This window comes from Pseudomonas sp. CCOS 191 (assembly GCF_001007005.1).
In the GTDB taxonomy this organism is placed as follows: Bacteria; Pseudomonadota; Gammaproteobacteria; order Pseudomonadales; family Pseudomonadaceae; genus Aquipseudomonas; species Aquipseudomonas soli.
In genome coordinates this window covers 755117-779533 of sequence record NZ_LN847264.1, presented here as the reverse complement: position 1 = coordinate 779533, position 24417 = coordinate 755117, and the positions used below count along the sequence as shown (strand labels likewise).

The following is a 24417-nucleotide window of genomic DNA, read 5'->3' as shown; positions in this document are numbered from 1 at the left end:
CATCCCTTTGTCACACGGCTTAACCGGAAGACTCCGCTGCGATGCATTTTCTCTGCGCCTCCAACGACCTCGCCGAGGGCCACAGCCGCGCCTTCAGCGTAGCCGGCATAGCGCTGTTCGGCGTGCGCCGCCAGGGCACGGTCCACCTCTATCGCAACCGCTGCCCGCACCGGGGCATACCGCTGAACTGGGCGGCGGACAGCTTTCTCGATGACAGCGCGAGCCTGATCCAGTGCGCCCATCACGGGGCCCAGTTCCTGATAGAAAGCGGCGAATGCATTACTGGCCCCTGCGCGGGCGAATGGCTGGAAGCCCTGGACTGCCGGGAAGACAGCCAGGGCATCTGGCTTACGGATTGAGCAATACCGGCAGCGGCCGGTCGATGACCAGTTGCTGGGCATCCAGGCGCGTGCCGTAGGCCAGCACCTCGACCCCTTCCGCCACCGCGGCGCGCAGTGCCTGGGCGTAGGCGGCGTCGATCTCCTGGGCCGGGCGCACGGCCTCGATGCCGGTCAGGTTCACGCAATACAGCTGCACTGCACGGATACCCTGGCGTGCCAGGGCGGCCAGCTCGCGCAGGTGTTTGGCCCCACGCTGGGTGACGGCGTCAGGGAACGCCGCCACGGGAGTATCGGGGTAACCGAGGGTCACGCTCTTGACCTCGACGTAGGCCTTGTCGCCATTGCCGAACTCCAGGTAGAAGTCGATACGGCTACGTTCCTCGCCATACGCCACTTCACGCTTGAGCGTGGTGAACCCGGCAAGCTCGCTGATCACCCCGGCCCGCAACGCTTCCTCCACCACCGCATTGGCGCGCCCGGTGTTGACGCAGGCCAGCCGCCCCTGGGGCGTTTCGCTGATCTCCCAGGTACCGGGCAGCTTGCGCTTGGGGTCGTTGGAGCGGCTGAACCACACCTGCCCGCCCTCGCGCATGCAATTGAGCATGGAGCCAGTGTTGGGGCAGTGAATGGTCAGCTGCTCGCCGGTGGCCAGTTCGATGTCGGCCAGGAAGCGTTTATAGCGGCGCAGCAGGCGCGCCTCTTCCAGTTGTGGAAACAGCATCCGTCAGCCCTGCCAGCTTTTCAGGCCACGGGCGATGCGCTGCACCGCCTCCTCCAGGCGCGGCAGGCTCTGGGTGTAGGCAAAACGCACATGGTGGCCGGCCTGGTGACGACCGAAGTCCAGCCCCGGGGTGAATGCCAGGTGCTCGGTTTCGAGGAAGTGCCGGCAGAACGCGAAGGCATCGCCGCCGAACGCGCTGATATCAGCGTACAGATAGAAGGCGCCTTGCGGCTCCACGGCGATACCGAAGCCCAACTCACGCAATGCCGGCAACAGGTAGTCGCGGCGGCGGGCAAACTCGGCGCGGCGCTCCTCGAGGATGGCCAGGGTTTGCGGCTCGAAGCAGGCCAGCGCGGCATGCTGGGCCATGCTCGGAGCACTGATGTAGAGGTTCTGCGCCAGCTTTTCCAGGTCTGCTACCGCCGACGGCGGCGCCACCAGCCAGCCCAGGCGCCAGCCGGTCATGCCGAAATATTTGGAAAAACTGTTCAGGACAAAGGCCTCATCGTCGACTTCCAGCACGCTCGGCGCATCCATGCCGTAGGTGAGGCCGTGGTAGATCTCGTCCACCACCAGATGCCCATGGCGCTCGCGGGTAGCCTTGGAAAGGCTGGCCAGCTCGTCGCGGTCGAGCACCGTGCCGGTCGGGTTGGCTGGCGACGCCACCAGGGCACCGACCGTGTCCTTGTCCCAGTGACGCTCGACCAGATCAGCGGTCAGCTGGTAATTGACCTCCGGCCCCACCGGCACCAGCTGCGCGCCGCCTTCGACCAGGCGCAGGAAGTGGCGGTTGCACGGGTAGCCCGGGTCGGCCAACAGCCAGTGCTTGCCCGGGTCGACCAGCAGGCTGCTGGCCAGCAGCAGCGCGCCGGAACCGCCCGGGGTGATGAGCACGCGCTCCGGGTCGAGGTCCACACCGTAGCGTTGGCCATAGAACCCGGCGATTGCCTCACGCAGCTGCGGCAAGCCGCGGGCAGCGGTGTAACGGGTGTGCCCGGCGGCCAAGGCAGCCTGGCCAGCGGCGACGATCGGCGCGGCGGTGGTGAAGTCCGGCTCGCCGATCTCGAGGTGGATCACGTCGTGGCCCGCAGCCTGCAGCTCGTTGGCGCGCGCCAGCAGGGCCATCACGTGGAAGGGTTCGATGGCGCGACTGCGCGCACTGTGTGGCTGAGCCATGGGCCTTCTCTCAATTGGGTCTAAACTGGTGATTCTACCTGTGCACCGCAGCGAACGTGCCGCCCGGCCTGCTGTCAATAGCAGGCATAGGGCGGGGTAGCGCACCCCGGATCTATCTGGTAAGTTCGGCGGCTCGCAGTCGCAGGGCCGGCGGGTGCCGGCGATGGAAGCAAGCCTGCGCATTGGATCAGATGAGTGAGAGGCGGTCTATTCATGTCCACCGTAGAAAAGCAAAAAACCAGTCAGTCCATGTACGGTGTAGAGCCCTATAAAGAAACCAAGGGCGAAGAGTACATGGGGGAGCCCATGCGCAAGCACTTCACCAAGCTTCTGGGAGCATGGAAGCTTGAGTTGATGACGAGCGTGGACCAGACCGTGACGCACATGAAGGACGAGGCAGCCAACTTCCCAGACCCGGCTGACCGTGCCAGCCAGGAAGAAGAGTTCGCCCTGGAACTGCGCAACCGCGATCGTGAGCGCAAGCTGATCAAGAAGATCGACAAGACCCTGCAGAAGATTCAGGACGAAGAGTACGGCTGGTGCGACTCCTGTGGCATCGAGATTGGCCTGCGCCGCCTCGAAGCCCGCCCGACCGCCGACCTGTGCTTCGACTGCAAGGAAATTGCCGAGAAGAAGGAAAAGACTGTCGGTAAAGGCTGATTCCAGAACCTCGCAGACGGGGCGTACTGGTTGTGGAGGCGGGCTTGCCCGCTCCTGCAATCAGTACGCCCCGTCTTCATTTATATAGCTGTGCAATCCATGAACGACTCCCGCTACATCGGCCGCTTCGCCCCCACCCCCAGCGGCTTTCTGCACTTCGGCTCGCTGGTGGCCGCCCTCGCCTCCTGGCTCGACGCCCGTGCGGTCAATGGCCGCTGGTTACTGCGCATGGAAGACACCGACCCGCCCCGGGAAATGCCCGGGGCACGCGATGCGATCCTGCAGACCTTGGAGCGCTACGGCCTGGAGTGGGACGGCGAAGTGGTGTTCCAGAGCCAGCGCCACGAGGCCTATGCCGCCGTGGTCGACCGTTTGTTCAGCATGGGCCTGGCCTATGCCTGCACCTGTTCGCGCAAGCAACTGGAAGGGTACGACGGTATCTACCCAGGCTTTTGCCGTAACGCCGGGCATCCCCGGCAAGACGCGGCCATTCGCCTGCGCGTGCCGGAACTGATCTACCGCTTCACGGATCGCGTCCAGGGTACGTTCGAACAGCACCTGGGGCGCGAGATGGGCGATTTCGTGATCCAGCGCCGCGACGGGCTCTATGCCTACCAGTTGGCGGTGGTGCTGGACGATGCCTGGCAGGGCGTCACCGACATCGTGCGCGGTGCCGACCTGCTGGACAACACGCCCCGCCAGCTTTACCTGCAGGAGTTGCTGGGCTTCTCGCAGCCGCGTTACCTGCACATTCCATTGATCGTGCAGCCTGACGGGCACAAGCTGGGCAAGTCGTATCGCTCGCCGCCGCTTGAAGCGGACCAGGCGACGCCGTTGCTGCTGCGAGCCCTGCGGGCATTGGGGCAGCAGACCGATCCGTCACTGACAGGAGCCAGCCCGGCCGAGGTGCTGGCGGTGGCGCGCCAGCAGTGGCGGCCGGAGCACATTGCACGGCAGATGACGGTGCCCGAGGCTGATTTGCGCTGAGGCAGTCGCGGCCCTATCGCGGGGCAAGCCCGCTCCCACGATGCCTGGCTATGCGCAGGCTCGCGACAGGGCCAGAACAAGCAAAACCAGGCTCAAAAGCCCAACAAATTCAAACCCTTGGCTAACAGCCCCGATTCCCGCTAGCATCGCCCCAGCCATTTGCGCCAATAATAAGTCCAAACCGCAGCGCCCAACCCTTCGAGGCCAGCATGTACATCTATCGTTTGGTCCTGCTTCTGGTGGTGGGGATCTACCTGTTCTCCCCCGCCATCATGGACTGGTGGATCGAGCCGACCGGTGCCTGGTACCGTCCCTACCTGCTCTGGCTGATCCTCATCGTCGTCACCTTCATCCTGCAGAGCCAACGAGATGCCGATGAGCTTTAGCCTGACCCAGATGATCCTGATCAGCGCCGCCTACCTGCTGGTGCTGTTCAGCGTGGCCTGGATCAGCGAGCGCGGGCTGATCCCGCGGGCGATCATTCGCCACCCCCTGACCTACACCTTGTCGCTGGGGGTCTACGCCAGCGCCTGGGCCTTCTACGGCTCGGTCGGCCTGGCCTATCAATATGGCTACGGCTTCCTTGCCTGTTACCTGGGGGTGTCCGGGGCCTTCCTGCTGGCCCCGGTGCTGCTCTATCCGATCCTCAAGATCACCCGTACCTACCAGCTGTCGTCACTGGCCGACCTGCTGGCGTTTCGCTTTCGCAGCACCTGGGCCGGCGCGCTGACCACCATCTTCATGCTGATCGGCGTGCTGCCCCTGCTGGCCCTGCAGATCCAGGCGGTGGCCGATTCGATCAGCATCCTCACCGGTGAGCCGGTCAAGGCGCGGGTGGCGTTCGCCTTCTGCGTGCTGATCATCCTGTTCACCATCTTCTTCGGCTCACGCCATATCGCCACCCGCGAAAAACACGAAGGCCTGGTGTTCGCCATCGCCTTCGAATCGGTGATCAAGCTGTTGGCGCTGGGTGGTATCGGCCTTTATGCGCTGTACGGCGTGTTCGGTGGCCCGCATGGGCTGGAAGTCTGGCTGCTGCAGAACCAGACCGCCCTCGCCGCCTTGCACACGCCGTTGCAGGAAGGCCCCTGGCGCACCCTGCTGCTGGTGTTCTTCGCCTCGGCGATCGTCATGCCGCACATGTACCACATGGCCTTCACCGAAAACCTCAGCCCGCGCTCGCTGGTCAGCGCTAGCTGGGGGCTGCCGCTGTTCCTGCTGCTGATGAGCCTGGCGGTGCCGCTGGTGCTGTGGGCCGGCCTGCGCCTGGGCGCCAGCACCAACCCCGAGTACTTCACCCTGGGCCTGGGCATCGCCGCCAACAACGAAGCGCTGGCGCTGCTGGCCTATGTCGGAGGCTTGTCGGCCGCCAGCGGGCTGATCATCGTCACCACCCTGGCGCTGTCGGGCATGGCCTTGAACCACCTGGTGCTGCCGCTGTACCAGCCGCCGGCCGAAGGCAACATCTACCGCTGGCTGAAGTGGACCCGCCGGGCGCTGATCGTCGCCATCATCACCGCCGGCTTCGTCTTCTACCTCACCCAGAACAACCACCAGAGCCTGGCCAACCTCGGCATCGTCGCCTTCGTCGCCACCTTGCAGTTCCTGCCCGGGGTGCTTTCGGTGCTGTACTGGCCGACCGCCAACCGACGAGGGTTCATCGCCGGCCTGCTGGCCGGCATGCTGGTGTGGATGGTGACCATGCTGCTGCCGCTGCTGGGCAACCTGCAGGGCTTCTACATCCCGTTGCTGGACATGATCTACGTGCTGGACGACACCAGCTGGCACATGGCGGCCATCGCGTCGCTTGCGGCCAACGTCCTGCTGTTCACCCTGATCTCGCTGTTCACCAATGCCAGCAGCGAAGAGGTCAGCGCCGCCGAGGCCTGCGCGGTGGACAACGTGCGTCGCCCGCAACGCCGCGAACTGCATGCCGCCTCACCCCAGGAGTTCGCCACCCAGCTGGCCAAGCCGCTGGGCGCCAAGGCTGCGCAAAAAGAGGTGGAGCAGGCCCTGCGCGACCTGTACCTGCCCTTCGACGAACGCCGCCCCTATGCCCTGCGGCGCCTGCGCGACCGCATCGAGGCTAACCTGTCCGGCCTGATGGGGCCGAGCGTGGCGCAGGACATGGTCGAGACCTTCCTGCCGTACAAGTCCGGCAACGAGAACTACGTCACCGAGGACATCCACTTCATCGAGAGCCGCCTCGAGGACTATCACTCGCGCCTGACCGGCCTTGCCGCCGAGCTCGACGCCCTGCGCCGCTATCACCGCCAGACCTTGCAGGAACTGCCCATGGGCGTGTGCTCGCTGGCCAAGGACCAGGAGATACTGATGTGGAACAAGGCGATGGAGGAGCTCACCGGCATCGCCGCCAAGCATGTGGTCGGCTCGCGCCTGGTGACCATCGCCGAACCCTGGCGCGGCCTGCTGCAAGGCTTCATCAATGTGCCCGACGAACACCTGCACAAGCAGCGCCTGGTCCTCGATGGCCAGCCGCGCTGGCTGAACCTGCACAAGGCGGCCATCGACGAGCCGCTGGCCCCGGGCAACAGCGGCCTGGTGCTGCTGGTCGAGGACCTCACCGAGACCCAGGCGCTGGAGGACAAGCTGGTGCACTCCGAGCGCCTGGCCAGCATCGGCCGCCTCGCCGCGGGCGTGGCCCACGAGATCGGCAACCCGATCACCGGCATCGCTTGCCTTGCACAGAACCTGCGCGAGGAGCGCGAGGGCGACGGCGAGATCATCGAGCTGTCCAGCCAGATCCTCGAGCAGACCAAGCGCGTGTCGCGCATCGTCCAGTCGCTGATGAGTTTCGCCCACGCCGGCGGCAGCCAGCAGAACAGCGAAGAGCCGGTGTGCCTGGCCGAGGTGGCGCAGGATGCCATTGGTCTGCTGGCGTTGAACCGGCGCAATTTCGAAGTACAGTTCTTCAACCTCTGCGACCCGCAACACTGGGTCGAGGGCGACCCGCAACGCCTGGCCCAAGTGCTGATCAACCTGCTCTCCAACGCCCGCGACGCCTCGCCACCCGGCAGCGCCGTGCGCGTGCGCAGTGAAATCAACGAGCACACCGTCGACCTGGTGGTCGAGGACGAAGGCAGCGGTATTCCGAAAAGCATCATGGACCGCCTGTTCGAACCCTTCTTCACCACCAAGGACCCGGGCGAAGGAACCGGACTGGGGCTCGCTCTGGTCTATTCCATCGTGGAAGAGCATTATGGGCAAATCACCATCGACAGCCCGGCCGACATCGAGCGCCAACGTGGTACCCGGATCCGCGTGACCCTGCCCCGGCATGTCGTAGCGACGTCCCCTGAAATTCGAGACCGTCGAGAGAATTGAATCAATGCCGCACATTCTGATCGTCGAAGACGAAACCATCATCCGCTCGGCCCTGCGTCGCCTGCTCGAGCGGAACCAGTACCAGGTCAGCGAAGCCGGCTCGGTGCAGGAAGCCCAGGAACGCTTCAGCATTGCCACCTTCGACCTGATCGTCAGTGACCTGCGCCTGCCGGGTGCCCCGGGTACCGAGTTGATCAAGCTCGGCCAGGGCACGCCGGTACTGATCATGACCAGCTACGCCAGCCTGCGCTCGGCGGTGGACTCGATGAAAATGGGCGCGGTGGACTACATCGCCAAGCCCTTCGACCACGACGAGATGCTCCAGGCCGTGGCGCGTATCCTGCGCGACCGGGTGAACGTCCCGGCCTCGGCGCCGGCCGGCGAGCCCCGGGCCGCCAACGGCAAGGCCAGCCCGGACAAGGCCAGCCCCGCCGCCGCCAACGGCGAGATCGGCATCATTGGCTCCTGCCCGCCGATGCAGGACATGTTCGTGAAGATTCGCAAGGTCGCGCCAACCGACTCCAATGTGCTGATCCAGGGCGAGTCCGGTACCGGCAAAGAGCTGGTTGCCCGCGCCCTGCACAACCTCTCGCGCCGGGCGAAGGCACCGATGATCTCGGTGAACTGCGCGGCGATCCCGGAAACCCTCATCGAGTCGGAACTGTTCGGCCACGAGAAGGGCGCCTTCACTGGCGCCAGCGCGGGTCGGGCGGGGCTGGTCGAAGCCGCCGATGGTGGCACCTTGTTCCTCGACGAGATCGGCGAGCTGCCACTGGAAGCCCAGGCCCGCCTGCTGCGGGTGTTGCAGGAAGGCGAGATCCGCCGGGTGGGTTCGGTGCAATCACAGAAGGTCGACGTGCGCCTGATCGCGGCCACCCACCGCGACCTGAAGAACCTGGCCAAGGCCGGGCAGTTCCGTGAAGACCTTTACTACCGCCTGCATGTGATCGCCCTGAAATTGCCGGCCCTGCGCGAGCGCGGCAGCGACGTCAACGAGATCGCCAATGCCTTCCTTGCCCGCCAGAGCGCACGGATCGGCCGCGACGACCTGCATTTCTCCCACGATGCCGAACAAGCCATCCGCCACTACAGCTGGCCGGGCAACGTGCGCGAGCTGGAAAACGCGGTGGAGCGCGCTGTGATTCTCAGCGAAAGCGCGGAAATTTCCGCCGACCTGCTGGGCATCGACATCGAGCTGAGCGACCTGGAAGACGACGACATGCTGGACAACCTGCCGGCGCTGGCCAGCAGCAACAGCGCCAGCCATGAGCCGACCGAGGACCTGTCGCTGGAGGATTACTTCCAGCACTTCGTGCTCGAGCACCAGGACCACATGACCGAAACCGAACTGGCCCGCAAGCTGGGCGTCAGCCGCAAATGCCTGTGGGAACGCCGCCAGCGCCTGGGCATCCCGCGGCGCAAGAGCAACGCCACCAGCGACAACTGATCCAGCCTGGATACATCGCGGGGTAAGCCAGCTCCCACAGCGCGTGGGGGCAGGCTTGCCCCGCGGTCGTTTGGGGGTAACACATCAGTTACCGCAAAAATCTGTTACCTACCCTGTCGGGCGTAACATCTCACGAGGCGTAAGGTAACGAAATTTCTACATTTGCCCCGTGATAAAACCTGCCTGAAACGCTGAAACCCCCGATTTCATTGGGTTTTCAAAAGTTGGCACGACACCTGCTATGTGTCTGGTACAAGAACAATAACAAGCACTGCAACTCAGAATAAGAACAAGACGAAACGGCTCACGCACAATAAAAACAAGACGGCGGAGGCGCAGCTAACTGATTCTTTTGGAGAGGCGTTGTGTTTGGGGCTTGCCCCACGATCAGGCAGAGAACAACAAAAACTGCACTCAAAAGCAGCACCTGAACTGATTGGATCGACAGATCAGCATCAACTCGGCGACCAAAGCAATCCGTTTGCTCTTCACCCCCGGTTTGGGGGTCGTCCACAAGCTTCGAGATTTGTGGACAGGGCATTCAACAAAAACAAGAAGCCCGGCAGAAGAACAATAAGAGCACGCAACGACTTGATGGGGAGCTTCGGCTCCCCATGTCGTTTCTCACTTCTGCATCACGCTTGGCACACCGCCTACACCATTCCCCCAGTAAATGCTAGAATCCCCGCCCATCATGCGGCCATTCTCCTATCCTTGGCCGATCATTCCTTCAAACAGTGCATCCCATGCTGAAGAAGCTGTTCCAGTCGTTCCGCCCGCCCGTTCGTGGCCAGCACCACAGGCGCACCACGCCTGAAGTGATCAACAAGAGCCAGCACTCGCTGCAGCGCAGCCAGTTCAGCCGCCATGCCGTGGGCATTGTCGAGCGCCTGCAGGCGGCCGGCTACCAGGCCTACCTGGTCGGTGGCTGTGTGCGCGACCTGCTGCTGGGCATCACGCCCAAGGACTTCGACGTGGCCACCAGCGCCACCCCCGAGCAGATCCGCGCGGAGTTCCGCAACGCCCGCATCATCGGCCGGCGCTTCAAGCTGGTCCACGTGCATTTCGGCCGTGACATCATCGAGGTCGCCACCTTCCGTGCGCCCCACTCCGATGACGACCAGTCCGATAGCCACCGTTCGTCGCACAATGCCAGCGGTCGCATCCTGCGCGACAACGTGTACGGCACGTTGGAAGAAGACGCGCAACGCCGCGACTTCACCATCAACGCCCTGTACTACGATCCGGTCAGCGAGCGCATCCTCGACTACGCCAACGGTGTCCACGACATCCGTAACCGGCTGCTGCGCCTGATCGGCGACCCGACCCACCGTTACCAGGAAGATCCGGTACGCATGCTGCGTGCCGTGCGCTTCGCCGCCAAGCTGGACTTCGGCATCGAGAAGCACACCGTGCAGCCGATCCGCGAGCTGGCGCCGATGCTGCGCGACATCCCACCCGCGCGCCTGTTCGAGGAAAGCCTCAAGCTGTTCCTCAACGGCCAGGGGGCGATCACCTTCGAGATGCTGGTCGACCTGCAACTGTTCGAGCCGTTGTTCCCGGCCAGCAGCCATGCCCTGGAAGAACGTCCGAGCTACACCCACAGCTTGATCAGCCAGGCATTGGCCAACACCGACCTGCGCGTCAAGCAGGGCAAGCCGGTGACGCCCGCCTTCCTGTTCGCCGCGCTGCTCTGGCCAGCCCTGCCAAGCCGCGTGCTGTACCTGCAGAGCCAGGGCGTGCCGCCGATTCCGGCAATGAATGGCGCGGCCCACGACCTGATCGCCGAACAGTGCGCACGCATCGCCATCCCCAAGCGCTTCACCCTGCCGATCCGCGAGATCTGGGACATGCAGGAGCGCCTGCCACGGCGCAGCGGCAAGCGCGCCGACATGCTGCTGGACAACCCGCGTTTCCGCGCCGGCTACGATTTCCTGCTGCTGCGTGAAAGCGCCGGCGAGGAAACCGATGGGCTGGGCCAATGGTGGACCGACTACCAGGACGCCAACGACAGCCAGCGCCGCGACATGATCCGCGAGCTGGGCAACCGTGACGACGCCGCTGGCGCCGGTGCCGGCCCACGCAAGCGCAAGCGCAGTGGCGGCAAGCGCAAGCGTGACGACGAGCAGGCCTGGGACTGAGCATGACCACCCGTGCGTACATCGGCCTGGGCAGCAACCTGGATGAGCCCGCCGAGCAGCTGCGCAGCGCCCTGCAGGCGCTGGACCTGATCGCCGAGACCCGCCTGGCGGCGGCCTCGGCGCTCTACACCAGCGATTCGCTGCTGCCGGGCCAGCCACGCTACACCAACGCCGTGGCGGCCATCGACACGGCACTGGCGCCGCTGGACCTGCTGGACGCCCTGCAGGCCATCGAGAACGGCCAGGGCCGCGTACGCAAGGAGCGCTGGGGCCCGCGCACCCTCGACCTGGACATGCTGCTGTTCGGCGACCAGGTCATCGACGTGCCGCGCCTGAAAGTGCCGCACTACCATATGCAGGCCCGCCCCTTCGTGCTCTACCCGCTCGCCGAGCTGGTTCCCGAAAGCTTCCGCCTTGCCGACGGCCGCCCCCTCGCGCAACTGCTCGAGGGCTGCCCGTTCGTCGGCCTGGAACGCCTGTAAATCGGGCGTTTCAGACGACGGTAACGCCAGTAACACCCACGCCGTAACAATGCGGTAACACGGCTGGTTGACTTCCCCCACCTCGCTCACGACTATAGGCGTCCCGCGGCGCCACTGTGCCGCAATCACCCATTTAGGCTCGGACGGATCTGTGCCCGAACATCACGACCGATGATGTGCCGCTCCGGAAGATGAATACACGCGTTGTACGCAGTTGTTGTTCACAGCGCCTGAACGAGGACTCCCCTACATGCCTGAAGTAACCCTGACCACCCTGCACGGCCTGAAGGCCAAGGGTGAAAAAATCACCATGCTGACCTGCTATGACGCGACCTTCGCCAAGGCAGCCAGCCAGGCCGGCGTGGAAGTGCTGCTGGTGGGCGACTCCCTGGGCATGGTCCTGCAGGGCCATGACAGCACCCTGCCCGTCACCAACCGCGACATGGCCTACCACACCGCCTGCGTCAAACGCGGCAACGATGGGGCGTTGATCCTCGCCGACCTGCCGTTCATGGCCCACGCCACCCCCGAGCAGGCTTTCGCCAACGCGGCCGAACTGATGCGCGCCGGCGCCCACATGCTCAAGATCGAAGGCGCCGCCTGGCTGGGCGAGACCATCCGCCTGCTGGCCGAACGCGGCGTGCCGGTATGCGCGCACATGGGCCTGACCCCGCAGACGGTCAACGTGCTGGGCGGCTACAAGGTCCAGGGGCGCCAGGAAGCCCAGGCGCGGCAGATGCGCGCCGACGCCATCGCCCTGGAACAGGCCGGCGCGGCCATGCTGCTGCTCGAGTGCGTGCCCAGCGAACTGGCCGCGGAAATCTCCCAGGCCGTGAGCATTCCGGTGATCGGCATCGGTGCCGGCAGTGCCACCGATGGCCAGGTGTTGGTGCTGCACGACATGCTCGGGCTGTCGCTGAGCGGCCGCGTGCCGAAGTTCGTGAAAAACTTCATGGCCGGCCAGCCGGACATCCAGAGTGCCCTGGCCGCCTATGTCCGCGCGGTCAAGGAAGTCAGCTTCCCCGGCAGCGAACATGGGTTCAGCGCATGAATACCGTCAAGACCGTCCGTGAGCTGCGCGCCGCCGTGGCCCGCGCCCGCGGCGAGGGCAAGCGCATCGCCTTCGTACCGACCATGGGCAACCTGCACAGCGGCCACGCCGCCCTGGTGACCAAGGCCGCACAGCGTGCCGACTTCGTGGTCGCCAGCATCTTCGTCAACCCGTTGCAGTTCGGCGCCGGCGAAGACCTGGACAAGTACCCGCGCACCCTCGCCGCCGACCAGGAGAAACTGCTCCAGGCCGGCTGCCACCTGCTGTTCGCCCCTACCGTCGAGGAGATGTACCCCGACGGCATGACCGTGCAGACCCGCGTCAGCGTGCCGCAACTGTCCGAAGGGCTGTGCGGCGCCAGCCGTCCTGGCCACTTCGAGGGTGTGGCGACCGTGGTCAGCAAGCTGTTCAACATGGTCCAGCCGGACCTGGCCGTGTTTGGCGAGAAGGATTTCCAGCAACTGGCGGTGATCCGCGCCATGGTCCGCGACCTGAACATGCCGATCCAGATCATCGGCGAGCCGACCGTGCGCGCCGAGGATGGCCTGGCGCTGTCCTCGCGCAATGGCTACCTGACGCCGGAGCAGCGTGCCGCCGCGCCGGCGCTGTACCGTGTGCTGGGCGGCATGGCCGAGGCCTTGCGCCGTGGCCAGCGCGACTACGCGGCGCTGATCGCCGAGGGCCAGGCGCAACTCGAAGCCGCCGGGTTCCGTAAGGATTACCTGGAAGTACGCCACGCCATCACCCTGCGCCCGGCGCAGGTCGATGACCGTGATCTGGTGGTGATCGCCGCAGCTTACCTGGGCAACACCCGGCTGATCGACAATCTCTATCTGCACCTCGAAGAGCAGACCGCCTGAGCTCGACGCGTGGGAGCGGCTCAACGCCGCCCCACGCGTGCCTTGGGTATCAGGCCTGTGACAATTTTAATCCGCGCCGCCCGCCTTCCCCCATTCCCGCCTTGGCGCCAATGCCTATAATGTCCAGCTTGCAACCGGCAATGACTGCCGCTGTCCAAGCCTGACCATGCAACAAGGAAACCACCCGCAATGGCGTATTACCGTACCCCCCACGATGTGACGGCGCTGCCCGCCTGGCAGGCGCTCCAGCAACACCGCGACGCCATGCAGGGCTTCAGCATGCGCGAAGCCTTCGCCGCCGACGGCAAGCGCTTCGACCAGTTCTCCTTGAGCAGCTGCGGCCTGTTTCTCGACTACTCGAAGAACCTGATCACCGAGCAGACCCGAGACCTGCTGGTCAACCTGGCCAAGGAAGTCGACCTGGAAGCAGCCATCAAGTCGATGTTCAGCGGCGAGATCATCAACGCCTCCGAAGGCCGCCCGGTGCTGCACACCGCCCTGCGCCGCCCGGTCGGCGACAAACTCAGCGTGAACGGCGTCAACGTGATGCCCGAAGTACACAAGGTGCTCAACCAGATCACCGAACTGGTCGGGCGCATCCACGACGGCCTGTGGCGCGGCTACAGCGAGAAGCCGATCACCGACGTGGTCAACATCGGCATCGGCGGCTCGTTCCTGGGCCCGGAGCTGGTCTCCGAGGCTCTGCTGCCCTACGCCCAGCGCGGCGTGCGCTGCCACTACCTGGCGAACATCGACGGCAGCGAGTTCCATGAACTGTCGGCCAACCTGCGCGCCGAGACCACCCTGTTCATCGTGTCGTCGAAGTCGTTCAACACCCTCGAAACCCTGAAGAACGCCATGGCCGCGCGTACCTGGTACCTGGCCCAGGGCGGCTCGGAAGCCGAGCTGTACCGCCACTTCATCGCCGTGTCGAGCAACAAGGCCGCGGCCGTGGCCTTCGGCATCCGCGAAGAGAACATCTTCCCGATGTGGGACTGGGTGGGCGGGCGTTACTCGCTGTGGTCGGCCATCGGCCTGCCGATCGCCCTGGCCATCGGCACCGCCAACTTCAAGGAGCTGCTGTCCGGCGCCTACACCATGGACCAGCACTTCCAGACCGCGCCGTTCGAGAAGAACATGCCGGTGCTGCTGGCCTTGCTGGGCGTGTGGTACGGCAACTTCTGGGGCGCCCGCAGCCACGCGATCCTGCCGTACGACCACTACCTGCGCAACATCACCAAGCACCTGCAGCAGCTGGACATGGAGTCCAACGGCAAGAGCGTGCTGACCGATGGCACGCCGGTGCAGACCGAAACCGGCCCGGTGATCTGGGGCGGCGTCGGCTGCAACGGCCAGCACGCCTACCACCAGCTGCTGCACCAGGGCACCCAGCTGATCCCGGCCGACTTCATCGTGCCGGTGGTGAGCTTCAACCCGGTGGCCGACCATCACCAGTGGCTGTACGCCAACTGCCTGTCGCAGAGCCAGGCACTGATGCTCGGCAAGACCCTCGAGGAAGCCGAGGCCGAACTGCGCGCCAAGGGCCTGAACCAGGACGACATCGCCAAGCTGGCGCCGCACAAGGTGATCCCGGGCAACCGCCCGAGCAACACCCTGGTGGTCGAGCGCATCAGCCCGCGCCGCCTTGGCGCGCTGGTGGCAATGTACGAGCACAAGGTGTTCGTGCAGAGCGTGGTCTGGGGCATCAACGCCTTCGACCAGTGGGGCGTGGAGCTGGGCAAGGAACTGGGCAAGGGCGTGTACCAGCGCCTGGTCGGCGCCCAGGAAGACAGCGCCGAGGATGGCTCGACCCAAGGCCTGATCAACTACTTCCGCGGCCGTCACCGCGGCTGATCGACCTGTAGCCGTCAATCGCGGGGCAAATCGCATCGGTGCGCCGATGCGGCTTGCCCCGCGATGCTTTCCGCCCGGGAACACCCCCACCTTCTACACTGTCCATCGAATAGCCGTTGCAGTCCCTCGCCCCTAACAAGAGCAGGACCACCCGCCATGTTCGATATCCGCGACTATCCCGAGGCACTGGCCGTCAGCCAGGCCGCCACACTCTCCGACGACGACTACCGCCGCCTCTATCGCCAGTCGGTGGACGACCCCGACACCTTCTGGGCCGAGCAGGCCAAGCGCCTGGACTGGATCAAGCCCTGGTCGAGCGTGCAGCAATGCGACCTGAAGACCGGCACGGCGCGCTGGTTCGACGGCGCCCAGCTGAATGTCAGCCATAACTGCATCGATCGCCACCTGGCCAAGCGCGGCGAACAGACCGCCCTGCTCTGGGAGGGCGACGATCCCAAGGACAGCAAGGCCATCAGCTACCGCGAGCTGCACCGCCAGGTGTGCCGGCTGGCCAATGCCCTGAAAGCCCGGGGCGTGAGCAAAGGCGACCGGGTATGCATCTACATGCCGATGATCCCCGAGGCCGCCTACGCGATGCTCGCCTGCACCCGCATCGGCGCCATTCACTCGGTGGTGTTTGGCGGCTTCTCCCCCGATGCCCTGCGCGACCGTATCCTCGACGCCGATTGCCGTACCGTGATCACTGCCGACGAAGGAGTGCGCGGCGGCAAGCGCATACCGCTCAAGCTGAATGTCGACAAGGCGCTGGCCAGCTGCCCGGCCGTCAGCAGCGTGCTCGTGGTCAAGCGCACCGGCGGCGACGTCAGCTGGCGCGAAGGCCGTGACCTCTGGTACCACGAGGCAACGGCAAAGGCCGGTGACGACTGCCCGCCCGAACCGATGAACGCCGAGGACCCGCTGTTCATCCTCTACACCTCCGGCAGCACCGGCAAGCCCAAGGGCGTGCTGCACAGCACCGCCGGCTACCTGCTGCAGGCCACGATGACCTTCAAGGTGGTATTCGATTACCGCGACGGCGAAGTGTTCTGGTGCACCGCCGACGTCGGCTGGGTCACCGGCCACAGCTATATCGTCTATGGCCCGCTGGCCAACGGCGCGATCTCGCTGATGTTCGAGGGCGTGCCCAACTACCCCGACACCTCGCGTTTCTGGCAGGTGGTGGACAAGCACCGGGTGAACATCTTCTACACCGCGCCCACCGCGTTGCGGGCCCTGATGCGTGAAGGCTCCGGCCCGCTGCAGGGCACCTCGCGCCAGAGCCTGCGCCTGCTCGGCAGCGTCGGCGAGCCGATCAACCCGGAGGCCTGGGAATGGTACTTCGAGGCGGTCGGGCAGAAACGCTGCCCCATCGTCGACACCTGGTGGCAGACCGAGACCGGCGGCATCATGCTCACGCCCCTTCCCGGCACACAAAGGCTCAAGCCCGGTTGCGCCACCCAACCGATGTTCGGCGTGCAGCCGGTGCTGCTGGATGAAAAGGGCAAGCTCATCGAGGGGCCAGGCGCCGGCCTGCTGGCGATCAAGGCCAGCTGGCCCGGGCAGATCCGCAGCGTCTACGGCGACCACCAGCGCATGGTCGACACCTACTTCAAGCCCATGCCCGGCTATTACTTCACCGGCGACGGCGCCCGCCGCGACGCCGACGGCGACTACTGGATCACCGGGCGCATCGACGACGTGATCAACGTCTCCGGCCACCGCATCGGCACCGCCGAGGTGGAGAGCGCGCTGGTGCTGCACGACAGCGTCGCCGAAGCCGCGGTGGTCGGTTATCCCCATGACCTCAAGGGCCAGGGCGTCTATGCCTTCGTAACCCCCATGAACGGCATAGAACCGGATGATGCGCTCAAGGCCGAACTGCTGGCCCTGGTCAGCAAGGAAATCGGCAGCTTCGCCAAGCCCGAGCTGATCCAGTGGGCGCCCGCCCTGCCCAAGACCCGTTCGGGCAAGATCATGCGGCGCATCCTGCGCAAGATCGCCTGCAACGAGCTGGACAACCTGGGGGATACGTCCACCCTCGCCGACCCCAGCGTGGTCCAGGGCCTGATCGACAAACGTCTCAACCAGTAGAACCCTCGGGGCGGCCACCACCGCCGCCCCGATCATCCTTTACCGCATTGACATATCGGTAAATCCCGATATTATCGCGCCATGGAACTGCTCGACATATTCAAGGCACTCTCGAACCGTACCCGTCTCGAGATCCTCAAAGGCCTGAAAGACCCGGTGAAACACTTTCCTCCCCAGGACGAAGGTGACGTTCATACGGTGGGCGTCTGTGTGAGCAGCATCCAGGAAGGCGTGGGGTTGTCGCAGTCGACGGTGTCCGACTACCTGGCCACCCTGCAGCGCGCAGGCCTGGTCGAAGTCCGGCGCATTGGCCAGTGGACCTATTACAAGCGTAACGAAGCAGCCATCAGCGCGCTCGCCGAGCTGATCGGGAGCGAGTTGTAGGTTTTACTTTTATCTCCATACATCGATTTTTCCCGATATCCCGTTTTATCGAATCTTTTTATCGAACCCAAGGAGGCAGCAACTACGGCATCTGACAGGTGCCAAGGAACAGAACAGCAACTTCATTTCACTTAATACATCGACATTTCCCGATATCCCTTTTTATCGAAGCGAGGAAACACCATGAAAGCGTTGATACTGGATTCCTTTGGCGGCCCGGACGCATTTGCCTATCGCGATGTCGCCAAACCGGTGCCGCAGGCCGGACAGGTGCTGGTCCGGGTGCACGCCACCTCCATCAACCCCCTGGATTACCAGGTTCGGCGTGGCGACTACTCCGACCTGGTGCCCCTCCCGGCCATTACCGGGCACGACGTTTCCGGCGTCGTCGAAGCCGTCGGGCCGGGCGTGACCGCGTTCAGGCCGGGCGACGAGGTGTGGTACACACCGCAGATCTTCGACGGGGCGGGCAGCTATGCCGAGTACCACGTCGCCGCCGAAGGCATCATCGGCCTGAAACCGCCTTCGCTGAGCCATCTGGAGGCCGCCAGCCTGAGCCTGGTCGGCGGCACGGCCTGGGAGGCCCTGGTAGTGCGTGCGGCGCTCAGGGTGGGCGAGCGCATTCTGGTTCACGGCGGCGCAGGTGGTGTCGGCCACGTGGCGATCCAGCTGGCCAAGGCCATGGGCGCAAGGGTGTTCACCACCGTGCGCGAGGCCAATGCCGAATTCGTGCGGCAAATGGGCGCGGACGTGGTCATCGACTATGAGCATCAGGATTATGTCGATGTCGTCCTGCGGGAAACCGGGGGCCAAGGCGTCGACGTGGTCTTCGACACCATCGGTGGCGATACCCTGGCACGCAGCCCGGACGTCCTGGCGCAACTGGGGCGCGTGGTGTCGATCGTGGACATCGCGCAACCGCAGAACCTGATCCAGGCCTGGGGCCGCAACGCGAGTTACCACTTCGTCTTCACCCGGCAGCACCGCGGCAAGCTCGACGAATTGAGCGCGCTGGTCGAGCGCGGGCAACTGAAGCCACACGTGGGCGCCGTCTACACCCTCGCTGAGGTTCCCCTCGCCCATGCCCGGCTGCAAAGCGCCAACAATGGCCTGCAGGGAAAGATCGCCATTGCGGTCGCGCCCATGGCCGATCCCGCAAGCGCTTGAAGCACCTGCCACCCTTTTCGACTTCAAGGACCTCCATGATCTACGAAATTGCCCTGCTTCCCATTCATCCGACCCACGTCGATACCTTCACGCACGCATTCGCCGAGGTCGCCCCGTTGCTCAGCCGAGCCAAGGGTCACGTCAGCCATGTGCTCGCGCAAGGGATCGAGAGCCCCCATCAATTCAACCTGATCGTGCAATGGCAAACACTCGAGGACCACGCGCCGGGTTTCGAGGCCAGTGAAGACCACCAGGTCTTCATGGCCCACCTGACACCATATTTTTCCGAGGAGCCCACGGTTTATCATGTGCAGGGCGGCGCGTTCGAAACGCACGCGCCCACCAGCCCGGGCGGTGCCCGACTGGACGACAATCGCCCAACCCCATAGACGGCCGCCATGGCGGCCAGCACAGGTCGCCATGGAAACCTTGCGTCGCCGCATCGAAACCCAAGTCATGAGCCTCACCGGGCTGGCCCTCGGCCAGCTCGACCTGGAGTCGCCCAAGGGCGATCCCGGCCTGTTCGGCCCACAGAGCATCAGCTGGCAGGTGCATGGCGACTTCCCCAGCATGCTGGTGGGCGGGATCAGTGCACTGATGCTGCAACTGCTGCATCCGCTGGCCCTGGCCGGGGTCTGGGACCATTCGAACTTTCGCCAGGACCTGCTCGGCCGCCTGCGCCGCACCAGCCAGTTCATCTCCGGCACCACCTTCGGTTCGACCCGTGACGCCGAGTGGCTGATCGACAAGGTCCGCACCATCCACCTCAAAGTGGTCGGCACCGCGGCCGATGGCCGCCCCTACGCTGCCAGCGACCCCGACCTGCTGACCTGGGTGCATGTGGCCGAAGTCAGCAGCTTCCTCGCCGCCCACCTGCGCTACCGCAATCCTGGTCTACCGCGTAGCGCGCAGGACGCCTACTACAACGAGATCGCCCTGATCGCCGAACGCCTGGGCGCGCGCGACGTGCCCCGTTCCTGTGCCGAGGTGGATGCCTACCTGCAGCGCATGCGCCCGCAGTTGCAGTGCGATGCGCGCAGCCTCGAGGTGGTCGATATCCTGCTCAAGGCCCCGGCCCCCAGCCGCCTCGCCGAGCCGGTGGGCAAGCTGATGCTCAAGGCCGGCATCGACCTGCTGCCGGACTGGGCCAGCGCAATGCTCGGCCTGCACCAGGGCGCGGTCGAGCGGCGCATGATCCGCCTGGGCCTGAGCAATACCGCGCCAGTGCTGCGCTGGGCCATGCGCAATGGCTCGGCGCAGCGCGCCAGGCGGCGCATGGGCGTCGAATGAGGTATTTTGGTCCGTTCATCGGAACCGATTTAACGTGCCATACTCCAAGCACTCCAGCCTGATACAGACGAAGCGACACATGCCCAAAGGATTGACCCGCGCCCTCGGCGCACTCGTGGCCCTCGTGGCCCTGTACAGCCTGCTCGGCTTCTTCATTCTCCCCGGCATCGCCCTGCGCATCGCCAACCAGCAATTGGCGCAGTACGCCACGGTGCCGGCACATCTGCAGCGCATCGAACTCAATCCGTTCAGCCTCGAACTGACCCTGTGGGGCCTGCAGATCGGCGAGCCCGGCAAGGAGCAGGTCGGCTTCGAGCGCCTCTACGCCAACCTGTCCCTCGACAGCTTGTGGACCAAGGCCCTGCGCCTCGACGCAGTGGAGCTGGACAAGCCGCGTACCGAGTTGCTGTTCGCCAAGGACGGCAGCCTCAACCTGGCCCAGCTGTTCAAGCTCCCGCCCAGCGAGCCCAAGGCCGAGGAGCCGCCAAGCGACCCGTTCCCGCTGCGCATCGCCAGCATCAAGCTGAGCGAGGGCTACCTGCACTTCCAGGACCTGCGCCCGAGCGAGCCGATCGAGTTTCTCTACGACTCGATGAACCTGGAGCTGAAGAACCTCAGCACCCTGCCCGACGACAACGCCGACATGACCCTGGTGGCCAACGGCCCGGCGGGTGGGCGTATCGACTGGAGCGGCACGCTCAGCCTGACGCCAATCGCTTCCGAGGGCACGCTGAAAGTCACCGACGGCAAGATGAAGCTGTTCTGGCCTTACGTGCGCGACGCCGTGCCGCTGGTGCTGGAAGACGGCATGGTCAGCCTCGACACCCACTACAAGCTCAACCTTTCCAAGGAAACCGAGCTGCTGCTCGACAACACCTCGGTGCGGGTCGCGCCCTTCGCCATCAAGGCACCGGATGGCCGCCCACTGGCGCGCCTGGCCAGCCTGGAGGTCAGTGAAACCTCCATCGACCTGGCCAAGCAGCTGGTAACCGTCGGCAAGATCCGCAGCGACAAGCTGGAAACCTGGGCAGCCCTGGAGAAGGACGGCCAGCTCGACTGGCAGAAGCTGTTCGCCAGCCAGCCGGCCAAGGCCACGCCAAAGGAAAAGGCCGAGCCCGCCGCCGCCGAACCCACCCCGGAAGAACAGGCTGCCAAAGAGCCGAGCAAGCCCTGGCAGGTCCTGCTCAAGGACGTGCAGGCGCGCAACTACATGGTCCACCTGGCCGATCGCAGCCAGAAAGAGCCCGTGGCCCTGGATGTCGGCCCGCTCAACCTCGACCTGCAGAATTTCGACAGCCTCAACCAGTCGCCCTTCACCCTCAAGCTCGACACCGGCGTGGGCAAGCAGGGCAAGCTACAGGCCGCAGGCCAGGTCAACCTGGCACCGGTCTCGGCCAAGCTCGACGTTGCCACCCGCGATATCGACCTGCGGGTGGCCCAGGCCTACATCAGCCCGTTCATCCGCCTGGAGCTGCGCAGCGGCATGCTCTCCAGCGACCTCAAGGTCGACCTCAAGAGCACCGAGCCCCTGGCCTTCACCATCACCGGCAAGGCCCAGGCCAACCAGCTGCACACCCTGGACACCATCAAGAACCGCGACTTCGTCAAATGGCAGCAGGTCAACGTCGATGGCCTGTCGTACGTGCATGGCGATGCCCTGTCGATCGACAAGGTCACCCTGCTGCAACCCTACGCACGCTTCATCATCAACGAAGACCGCACCACCAACGTCGACGACCTGCTGATCCCGCAACCCGCCGACAAGCCTGCCACGGCCGCGAGCAAGCCCGCCTCTGCCGGCAGCGGCAAGGAGCTGGGCATCCACATCGGCCAGATCAGCATCAACGACGGCTCGGCCAACTTCGCCGACCTGACCCTGACGCCTAACTTCGCCACCGCAGTCCAGCAGCTCAACGGCCAGATCGGTACCATCGACAACCGCAAGCCGCTACCGGCCAAGGTCGATATCAAGGGCAAGGTGGACCGTTACGCGCCTGTGACCATCAAGGGCGCGCTCAACCCGTTCAACCCATTGGCCAGCCTCGACATCGCCACCAGCTTCAAGCGTGTCGAGCTGACGACCCTGACGCCCTACTCCGGCAAGTTCGCCGGTATGCGCATCCGCAAGGGCCGGTTGAACCTCGACCTGCATTACCTGATCACCAACGGCCAGCTCAAGGCCGAGAACAAGGTGGTGATCGAGCAACTGCAGCTGGGCGAGAAGGTCGACAGCCCGGATGCCGTGGACCTGCCGATCCGCCTGGCGGTGGCCCTGCTCAAGGATACCGAAGGCAAGATTTCCATCGAGTTGCCGGTGTCGGGCGACCTCAACAACCCACAGTTCAGCGTGATGCCGATCGTCTGGCAGACCCTGCGCAACCTGGTGCTGCGCGCGGCGCAGGCGCCGTTCAAACTGCTTGGCGGGCTGGTCTCGGGGGGTGGCGCGGAAGATCTCGGCAACGTGTCGTTCGCCGCCGGCTCGAGCGACCTCACGCCTGAGGTTCAAGCGTCCCTGGACAAGCTCGCCTCGGCCCTCAAGGAGCGCCCCGAGCTGCGCCTGGAAATCGAAGGCACGGCGGCCCAGAGCAGTGACGGCCCGCTGATTGCCCAGCAGCGCCTGGAGCGTGAGTACCAGGCCACCTGGTACAAGATCCTCCAGCGTCGGGGCGACAAGGTGCCGGCCAATGCTTCGTTGCTGGTGGTGGACGACAGCGACAAGCCGGCGATGCTCGAGGGTATCTACCGTACCCGCCTGAAACAGCAGCCCCCGGCTGAATGGCAGGACCTGGGCCGTGACGAGCGCAGCGCCAAGCTGCGCGAGGCGGTCATCAAGTCCTGGGCGGAAAGCGCCGTGTTGCTGCGCAACCTGGGCCAGGAGCGGGCCAGCAGCATCAAGGACTACCTGGTAGACAAGGGCCAGCTGGAAGATGACCGCGTGTACTTCATCGACACCAACCTCGGCCAGGCCGAGAGCGATGGCCGCGTGGTGACGCCGATGCACCTGGATGCCGAGTAACCCTCGACCGAGTCGCCCTAATCGCCGGCAAGCCGGCTCCCACAGATACAGACTGTACCTCTGTGGGAGCCGGCTTGCCGGCGATGAGGGCAACGCAGGCGATCAATACCATCAGGCCAGCCGCTGCCCCGATACCGCCGGGTGATACAGCGGCTGCACCTTGTTCCCCGCCGGGTCCAGCAAATGGAAGCTGCGCGCGCCATCGCCGTGATTGAACGGGCGGTCCAGCAGCGTCACGCCATGGGCCTTGAAGTACTGGTACCAGGCTTCCAGTTCCTCCACGCTGTCGACGATGAAACCATAATGATCCAGGGTCTGCAGCCCATTGGCCGCGCCTGCGCCGCGCCCGAGCGACAGGTTGTCATTGCCGCAGGTGAGGTAGACCAGGTCTTCGTTGGCACGGTTGAGCACCTCCATGCCCAGCACATCCACGTAGAAGCGCTCGCACTCCTCCAGATTGGGGACCAGCAGGGCGATATGCCGCAGGCCATTGAGACGGCCTGGGCGGGCAGGTAGATCGGACATGAGCGCGGCTCCTTTTTTGTATACAATTCACAATGGAATTTAAAACAAAAGGAACGTCATGTGTACTGCCTATTTATCAAGACGCGGGTGAAACCCGGTACCGCCGATGCCTTCCTGGCAGCCATCAATGCCAACGCCGCGGCGTCGGTCGCCACCGAGCCGGGTTGCCTGGTATTCGATGTCTCGCAGGACCGGGAGGATGCCGATGTCATCTACCTGTACGAGATCTACCAGGACGATGAGGCGTACGAGGCGCATACCCGGACCGCGCATTTTCGCGACAGCCGCCCCCTGGTGGAGCCGCTGATCGAAGAACAGGTGTGCTTCGAGAGCGATGTGATCGCCCGAAACCCGGTGAGCTGAAGCCGCCTTCCTGAATGCCCATAGAAAAGCCCCGGCGATGGCCGGGGCTTTTGCTTGAAGGGGTGGCCAAATCCTTTTGGCCGACGGGACAATCCTTATTCGGCTTTCAGGCCATCAGCCGAGACGGCCTGTACGCCTTTGATCTTCTTGGCGATGGCAACCGCCATGTCTTTCTGTGCATCGGTAATGGCCACGTCCGAAGACAGGGACACTACGCCTTTGTTGGTTTCAACCTTGATGTCACTGCCCGGCACGCCTTTCTCGGTCATCAGGTCAGCCTTCACCTTGGTGGTGATCCAGGTGTCGGAAGTGGCTTCCTTGGCTTTGGTCACCTCACCGGCCGCAAGCGTCATTGGGGCCTGGGTGGACTGGGCAGCGAAAGCCGCGTTAGCCATGGTCAGGGTCAGAGCGGTAGCAGTAGCGGCAGCAATGGCGAACTTCTTCATGTGGGTCACTCCTGTTTTTTCGAAAGGTCTGCGCCTTGGTTCCTGGCGTCAGGTAGGAAGGTAGTTGCAG

Annotated in this window: 22 protein-coding genes; 18 read left to right on the top strand and 4 right to left on the bottom strand. The window is 64.6% G+C overall.

The features are described 5' to 3' along the window. Positions 1 to 41: 41 nt before the first annotated feature. On the top strand, positions 42 to 359 hold the full coding sequence (locus CCOS191_RS03585) for a Rieske (2Fe-2S) protein (RefSeq protein ID WP_023631907.1): 318 nt from the start codon (positions 42 to 44) through the stop codon (positions 357 to 359). On the opposite strand, the gene sfsA is transcribed toward CCOS191_RS03585, so the two are convergent. Together sfsA and CCOS191_RS03575 are read right to left on the bottom strand one after the other, a co-directional pair. Then, positions 349 to 1062, bottom strand: a complete 714-nt coding sequence (gene sfsA, locus CCOS191_RS03580; protein WP_046854086.1) for a DNA/RNA nuclease SfsA — start codon at positions 1060 to 1062, stop codon at positions 349 to 351. The genes CCOS191_RS03585 and sfsA overlap by 11 nt on opposite strands. Positions 1063 to 1065: 3 nt before the next feature. After that, positions 1066 to 2238: a pyridoxal phosphate-dependent aminotransferase gene (locus CCOS191_RS03575; RefSeq protein ID WP_038706857.1), complete on the bottom strand. Its 1173-nt coding sequence runs from the start codon at positions 2236 to 2238 to the stop codon at positions 1066 to 1068. 213 nt (positions 2239 to 2451) lie between these two features. Here CCOS191_RS03575 and dksA point away from each other — a divergent pair, with 213 nt between their 5' ends. The 16 genes from dksA (at position 2452) to CCOS191_RS03495 (ending at position 23013) form a co-directional block, all read left to right on the top strand. After that, on the top strand, positions 2452 to 2898 hold the full coding sequence (dksA, locus tag CCOS191_RS03570; protein ID WP_046854085.1) for an RNA polymerase-binding protein DksA: 447 nt from the start codon (positions 2452 to 2454) through the stop codon (positions 2896 to 2898). 99 nt (positions 2899 to 2997) lie between these two features. Next, the gene (gene gluQRS, locus CCOS191_RS03565) at positions 2998 to 3885 is read left to right on the top strand and encodes a tRNA glutamyl-Q(34) synthetase GluQRS (RefSeq protein WP_046854084.1); all 888 of its coding nucleotides are present in this window, start codon (positions 2998 to 3000) and stop codon (positions 3883 to 3885) included. 209 nt (positions 3886 to 4094) lie between these two features. Next, entirely contained in the window at positions 4095 to 4271 is a 177-nt protein-coding gene (locus CCOS191_RS27810; protein WP_003250005.1) for a hypothetical protein, read from the top strand. After that, positions 4255 to 7230 carry a sensor histidine kinase gene (locus tag CCOS191_RS03555; RefSeq protein WP_172670868.1) on the top strand — a complete coding sequence of 992 codons (2976 nt, stop codon included), beginning with the start codon at positions 4255 to 4257 and terminating at the stop codon, positions 7228 to 7230. The genes CCOS191_RS27810 and CCOS191_RS03555 overlap by 17 nt, the downstream gene beginning before the upstream one ends. A 4-nt stretch (positions 7231 to 7234) precedes the next feature. Beyond that, positions 7235 to 8677: a sigma-54-dependent transcriptional regulator gene (locus CCOS191_RS03550; RefSeq protein ID WP_046854082.1), complete on the top strand. Its 1443-nt coding sequence runs from the start codon at positions 7235 to 7237 to the stop codon at positions 8675 to 8677. 746 nt (positions 8678 to 9423) lie between these two features. Then, the gene (locus CCOS191_RS03545; RefSeq protein WP_046854081.1) at positions 9424 to 10818 is read left to right on the top strand and encodes a polynucleotide adenylyltransferase PcnB; all 1395 of its coding nucleotides are present in this window, start codon (positions 9424 to 9426) and stop codon (positions 10816 to 10818) included. A 2-nt stretch (positions 10819 to 10820) separates the two neighbouring features. Continuing rightward, complete coding sequence (folK, locus tag CCOS191_RS03540) at positions 10821 to 11300, top strand: 2-amino-4-hydroxy-6-hydroxymethyldihydropteridine diphosphokinase (protein WP_046854080.1); 480 nt, start codon at positions 10821 to 10823, stop codon at positions 11298 to 11300. Between the two features lie 250 nt (positions 11301 to 11550). Next, complete coding sequence (gene panB / locus CCOS191_RS03535; protein ID WP_046854079.1) at positions 11551 to 12351, top strand: 3-methyl-2-oxobutanoate hydroxymethyltransferase; 801 nt, start codon at positions 11551 to 11553, stop codon at positions 12349 to 12351. Further along, positions 12348 to 13211 carry a pantoate--beta-alanine ligase gene (gene panC / locus CCOS191_RS03530; RefSeq protein WP_046854078.1) on the top strand — a complete coding sequence of 288 codons (864 nt, stop codon included), beginning with the start codon at positions 12348 to 12350 and terminating at the stop codon, positions 13209 to 13211. Before panB ends, panC begins: the two co-directional genes overlap by 4 nt. A gap of 189 nt (positions 13212 to 13400) precedes the next feature. Beyond that, the gene (gene pgi / locus CCOS191_RS03525; protein ID WP_046854077.1) at positions 13401 to 15065 is read left to right on the top strand and encodes a glucose-6-phosphate isomerase; all 1665 of its coding nucleotides are present in this window, start codon (positions 13401 to 13403) and stop codon (positions 15063 to 15065) included. Positions 15066 to 15221: 156 nt separating this feature from the next. After that, positions 15222 to 17156, top strand: coding sequence for an acetate--CoA ligase (gene acs, locus CCOS191_RS03520; RefSeq protein WP_046854076.1), 1935 nt, complete (start codon positions 15222 to 15224; stop codon positions 17154 to 17156). A gap of 81 nt (positions 17157 to 17237) precedes the next feature. After that, positions 17238 to 17540 carry an ArsR/SmtB family transcription factor gene (locus CCOS191_RS03515; protein WP_023631021.1) on the top strand — a complete coding sequence of 101 codons (303 nt, stop codon included), beginning with the start codon at positions 17238 to 17240 and terminating at the stop codon, positions 17538 to 17540. Positions 17541 to 17723: 183 nt separating this feature from the next. Next, positions 17724 to 18707, top strand: a complete 984-nt coding sequence (locus CCOS191_RS03510; RefSeq protein ID WP_046854075.1) for a zinc-dependent alcohol dehydrogenase family protein — start codon at positions 17724 to 17726, stop codon at positions 18705 to 18707. Between the two features lie 35 nt (positions 18708 to 18742). Further along, positions 18743 to 19096 carry an antibiotic biosynthesis monooxygenase family protein gene (locus CCOS191_RS03505; protein ID WP_046854074.1) on the top strand — a complete coding sequence of 118 codons (354 nt, stop codon included), beginning with the start codon at positions 18743 to 18745 and terminating at the stop codon, positions 19094 to 19096. A gap of 31 nt (positions 19097 to 19127) precedes the next feature. Then, a complete protein-coding gene (locus tag CCOS191_RS03500; RefSeq protein WP_046854073.1) occupies positions 19128 to 19997 on the top strand; it encodes an oxygenase MpaB family protein in 870 nt (289 codons plus the stop codon). A 79-nt stretch (positions 19998 to 20076) separates the two neighbouring features. Next, entirely contained in the window at positions 20077 to 23013 is a 2937-nt protein-coding gene (locus CCOS191_RS03495) for a DUF748 domain-containing protein (protein WP_046854072.1), read from the top strand. Between the two features lie 111 nt (positions 23014 to 23124). On the opposite strand, the gene CCOS191_RS03490 is transcribed toward CCOS191_RS03495, so the two are convergent. Further along, positions 23125 to 23538, bottom strand: coding sequence for a VOC family protein (locus CCOS191_RS03490; RefSeq protein ID WP_046854071.1), 414 nt, complete (start codon positions 23536 to 23538; stop codon positions 23125 to 23127). A 60-nt stretch (positions 23539 to 23598) separates the two neighbouring features. Here CCOS191_RS03490 and CCOS191_RS03485 point away from each other — a divergent pair, with 60 nt between their 5' ends. Next, entirely contained in the window at positions 23599 to 23901 is a 303-nt protein-coding gene (locus CCOS191_RS03485; RefSeq protein ID WP_046854070.1) for a putative quinol monooxygenase, read from the top strand. Positions 23902 to 23996: 95 nt separating this feature from the next. Here CCOS191_RS03485 and CCOS191_RS03480 read toward each other — a convergent pair whose 3' ends face one another. Further along, the gene (locus CCOS191_RS03480) at positions 23997 to 24347 is read right to left on the bottom strand and encodes a BON domain-containing protein (RefSeq protein WP_046854069.1); all 351 of its coding nucleotides are present in this window, start codon (positions 24345 to 24347) and stop codon (positions 23997 to 23999) included. Positions 24348 to 24417 lie beyond the last annotated feature (70 nt).

Excerpts from the sequence above, each read along its gene's own strand:
- CCOS191_RS03585 (WP_023631907.1), top strand. The coding sequence starts at position 42 with ATGCATTTTCTCTGCGCCTCCAACGACCTCGCCGAGGGCCACAGCCGC.
- sfsA (WP_046854086.1), bottom strand. The coding sequence starts at position 1,062 with ATGCTGTTTCCACAACTGGAAGAGGCGCGCCTGCTGCGCCGCTATAAA.
- CCOS191_RS03575 (WP_038706857.1), bottom strand. The coding sequence starts at position 2,238 with ATGGCTCAGCCACACAGTGCGCGCAGTCGCGCCATCGAACCCTTCCAC.
- dksA (WP_046854085.1), top strand. The coding sequence starts at position 2,452 with ATGTCCACCGTAGAAAAGCAAAAAACCAGTCAGTCCATGTACGGTGTA.
- gluQRS (WP_046854084.1), top strand. The coding sequence starts at position 2,998 with ATGAACGACTCCCGCTACATCGGCCGCTTCGCCCCCACCCCCAGCGGC.
- CCOS191_RS27810 (WP_003250005.1), top strand. The coding sequence starts at position 4,095 with ATGTACATCTATCGTTTGGTCCTGCTTCTGGTGGTGGGGATCTACCTG.
- CCOS191_RS03555 (WP_172670868.1), top strand. The coding sequence starts at position 4,255 with ATGCCGATGAGCTTTAGCCTGACCCAGATGATCCTGATCAGCGCCGCC.
- CCOS191_RS03550 (WP_046854082.1), top strand. The coding sequence starts at position 7,235 with ATGCCGCACATTCTGATCGTCGAAGACGAAACCATCATCCGCTCGGCC.
- CCOS191_RS03545 (WP_046854081.1), top strand. The coding sequence starts at position 9,424 with ATGCTGAAGAAGCTGTTCCAGTCGTTCCGCCCGCCCGTTCGTGGCCAG.
- folK (WP_046854080.1), top strand. The coding sequence starts at position 10,821 with ATGACCACCCGTGCGTACATCGGCCTGGGCAGCAACCTGGATGAGCCC.
- panB (WP_046854079.1), top strand. The coding sequence starts at position 11,551 with ATGCCTGAAGTAACCCTGACCACCCTGCACGGCCTGAAGGCCAAGGGT.
- panC (WP_046854078.1), top strand. The coding sequence starts at position 12,348 with ATGAATACCGTCAAGACCGTCCGTGAGCTGCGCGCCGCCGTGGCCCGC.
- pgi (WP_046854077.1), top strand. The coding sequence starts at position 13,401 with ATGGCGTATTACCGTACCCCCCACGATGTGACGGCGCTGCCCGCCTGG.
- acs (WP_046854076.1), top strand. The coding sequence starts at position 15,222 with ATGTTCGATATCCGCGACTATCCCGAGGCACTGGCCGTCAGCCAGGCC.
- CCOS191_RS03515 (WP_023631021.1), top strand. The coding sequence starts at position 17,238 with ATGGAACTGCTCGACATATTCAAGGCACTCTCGAACCGTACCCGTCTC.
- CCOS191_RS03510 (WP_046854075.1), top strand. The coding sequence starts at position 17,724 with ATGAAAGCGTTGATACTGGATTCCTTTGGCGGCCCGGACGCATTTGCC.
- CCOS191_RS03505 (WP_046854074.1), top strand. The coding sequence starts at position 18,743 with ATGATCTACGAAATTGCCCTGCTTCCCATTCATCCGACCCACGTCGAT.
- CCOS191_RS03500 (WP_046854073.1), top strand. The coding sequence starts at position 19,128 with ATGGAAACCTTGCGTCGCCGCATCGAAACCCAAGTCATGAGCCTCACC.
- CCOS191_RS03495 (WP_046854072.1), top strand. The coding sequence starts at position 20,077 with ATGCCCAAAGGATTGACCCGCGCCCTCGGCGCACTCGTGGCCCTCGTG.
- CCOS191_RS03490 (WP_046854071.1), bottom strand. The coding sequence starts at position 23,538 with ATGTCCGATCTACCTGCCCGCCCAGGCCGTCTCAATGGCCTGCGGCAT.
- CCOS191_RS03480 (WP_046854069.1), bottom strand. The coding sequence starts at position 24,347 with ATGAAGAAGTTCGCCATTGCTGCCGCTACTGCTACCGCTCTGACCCTG.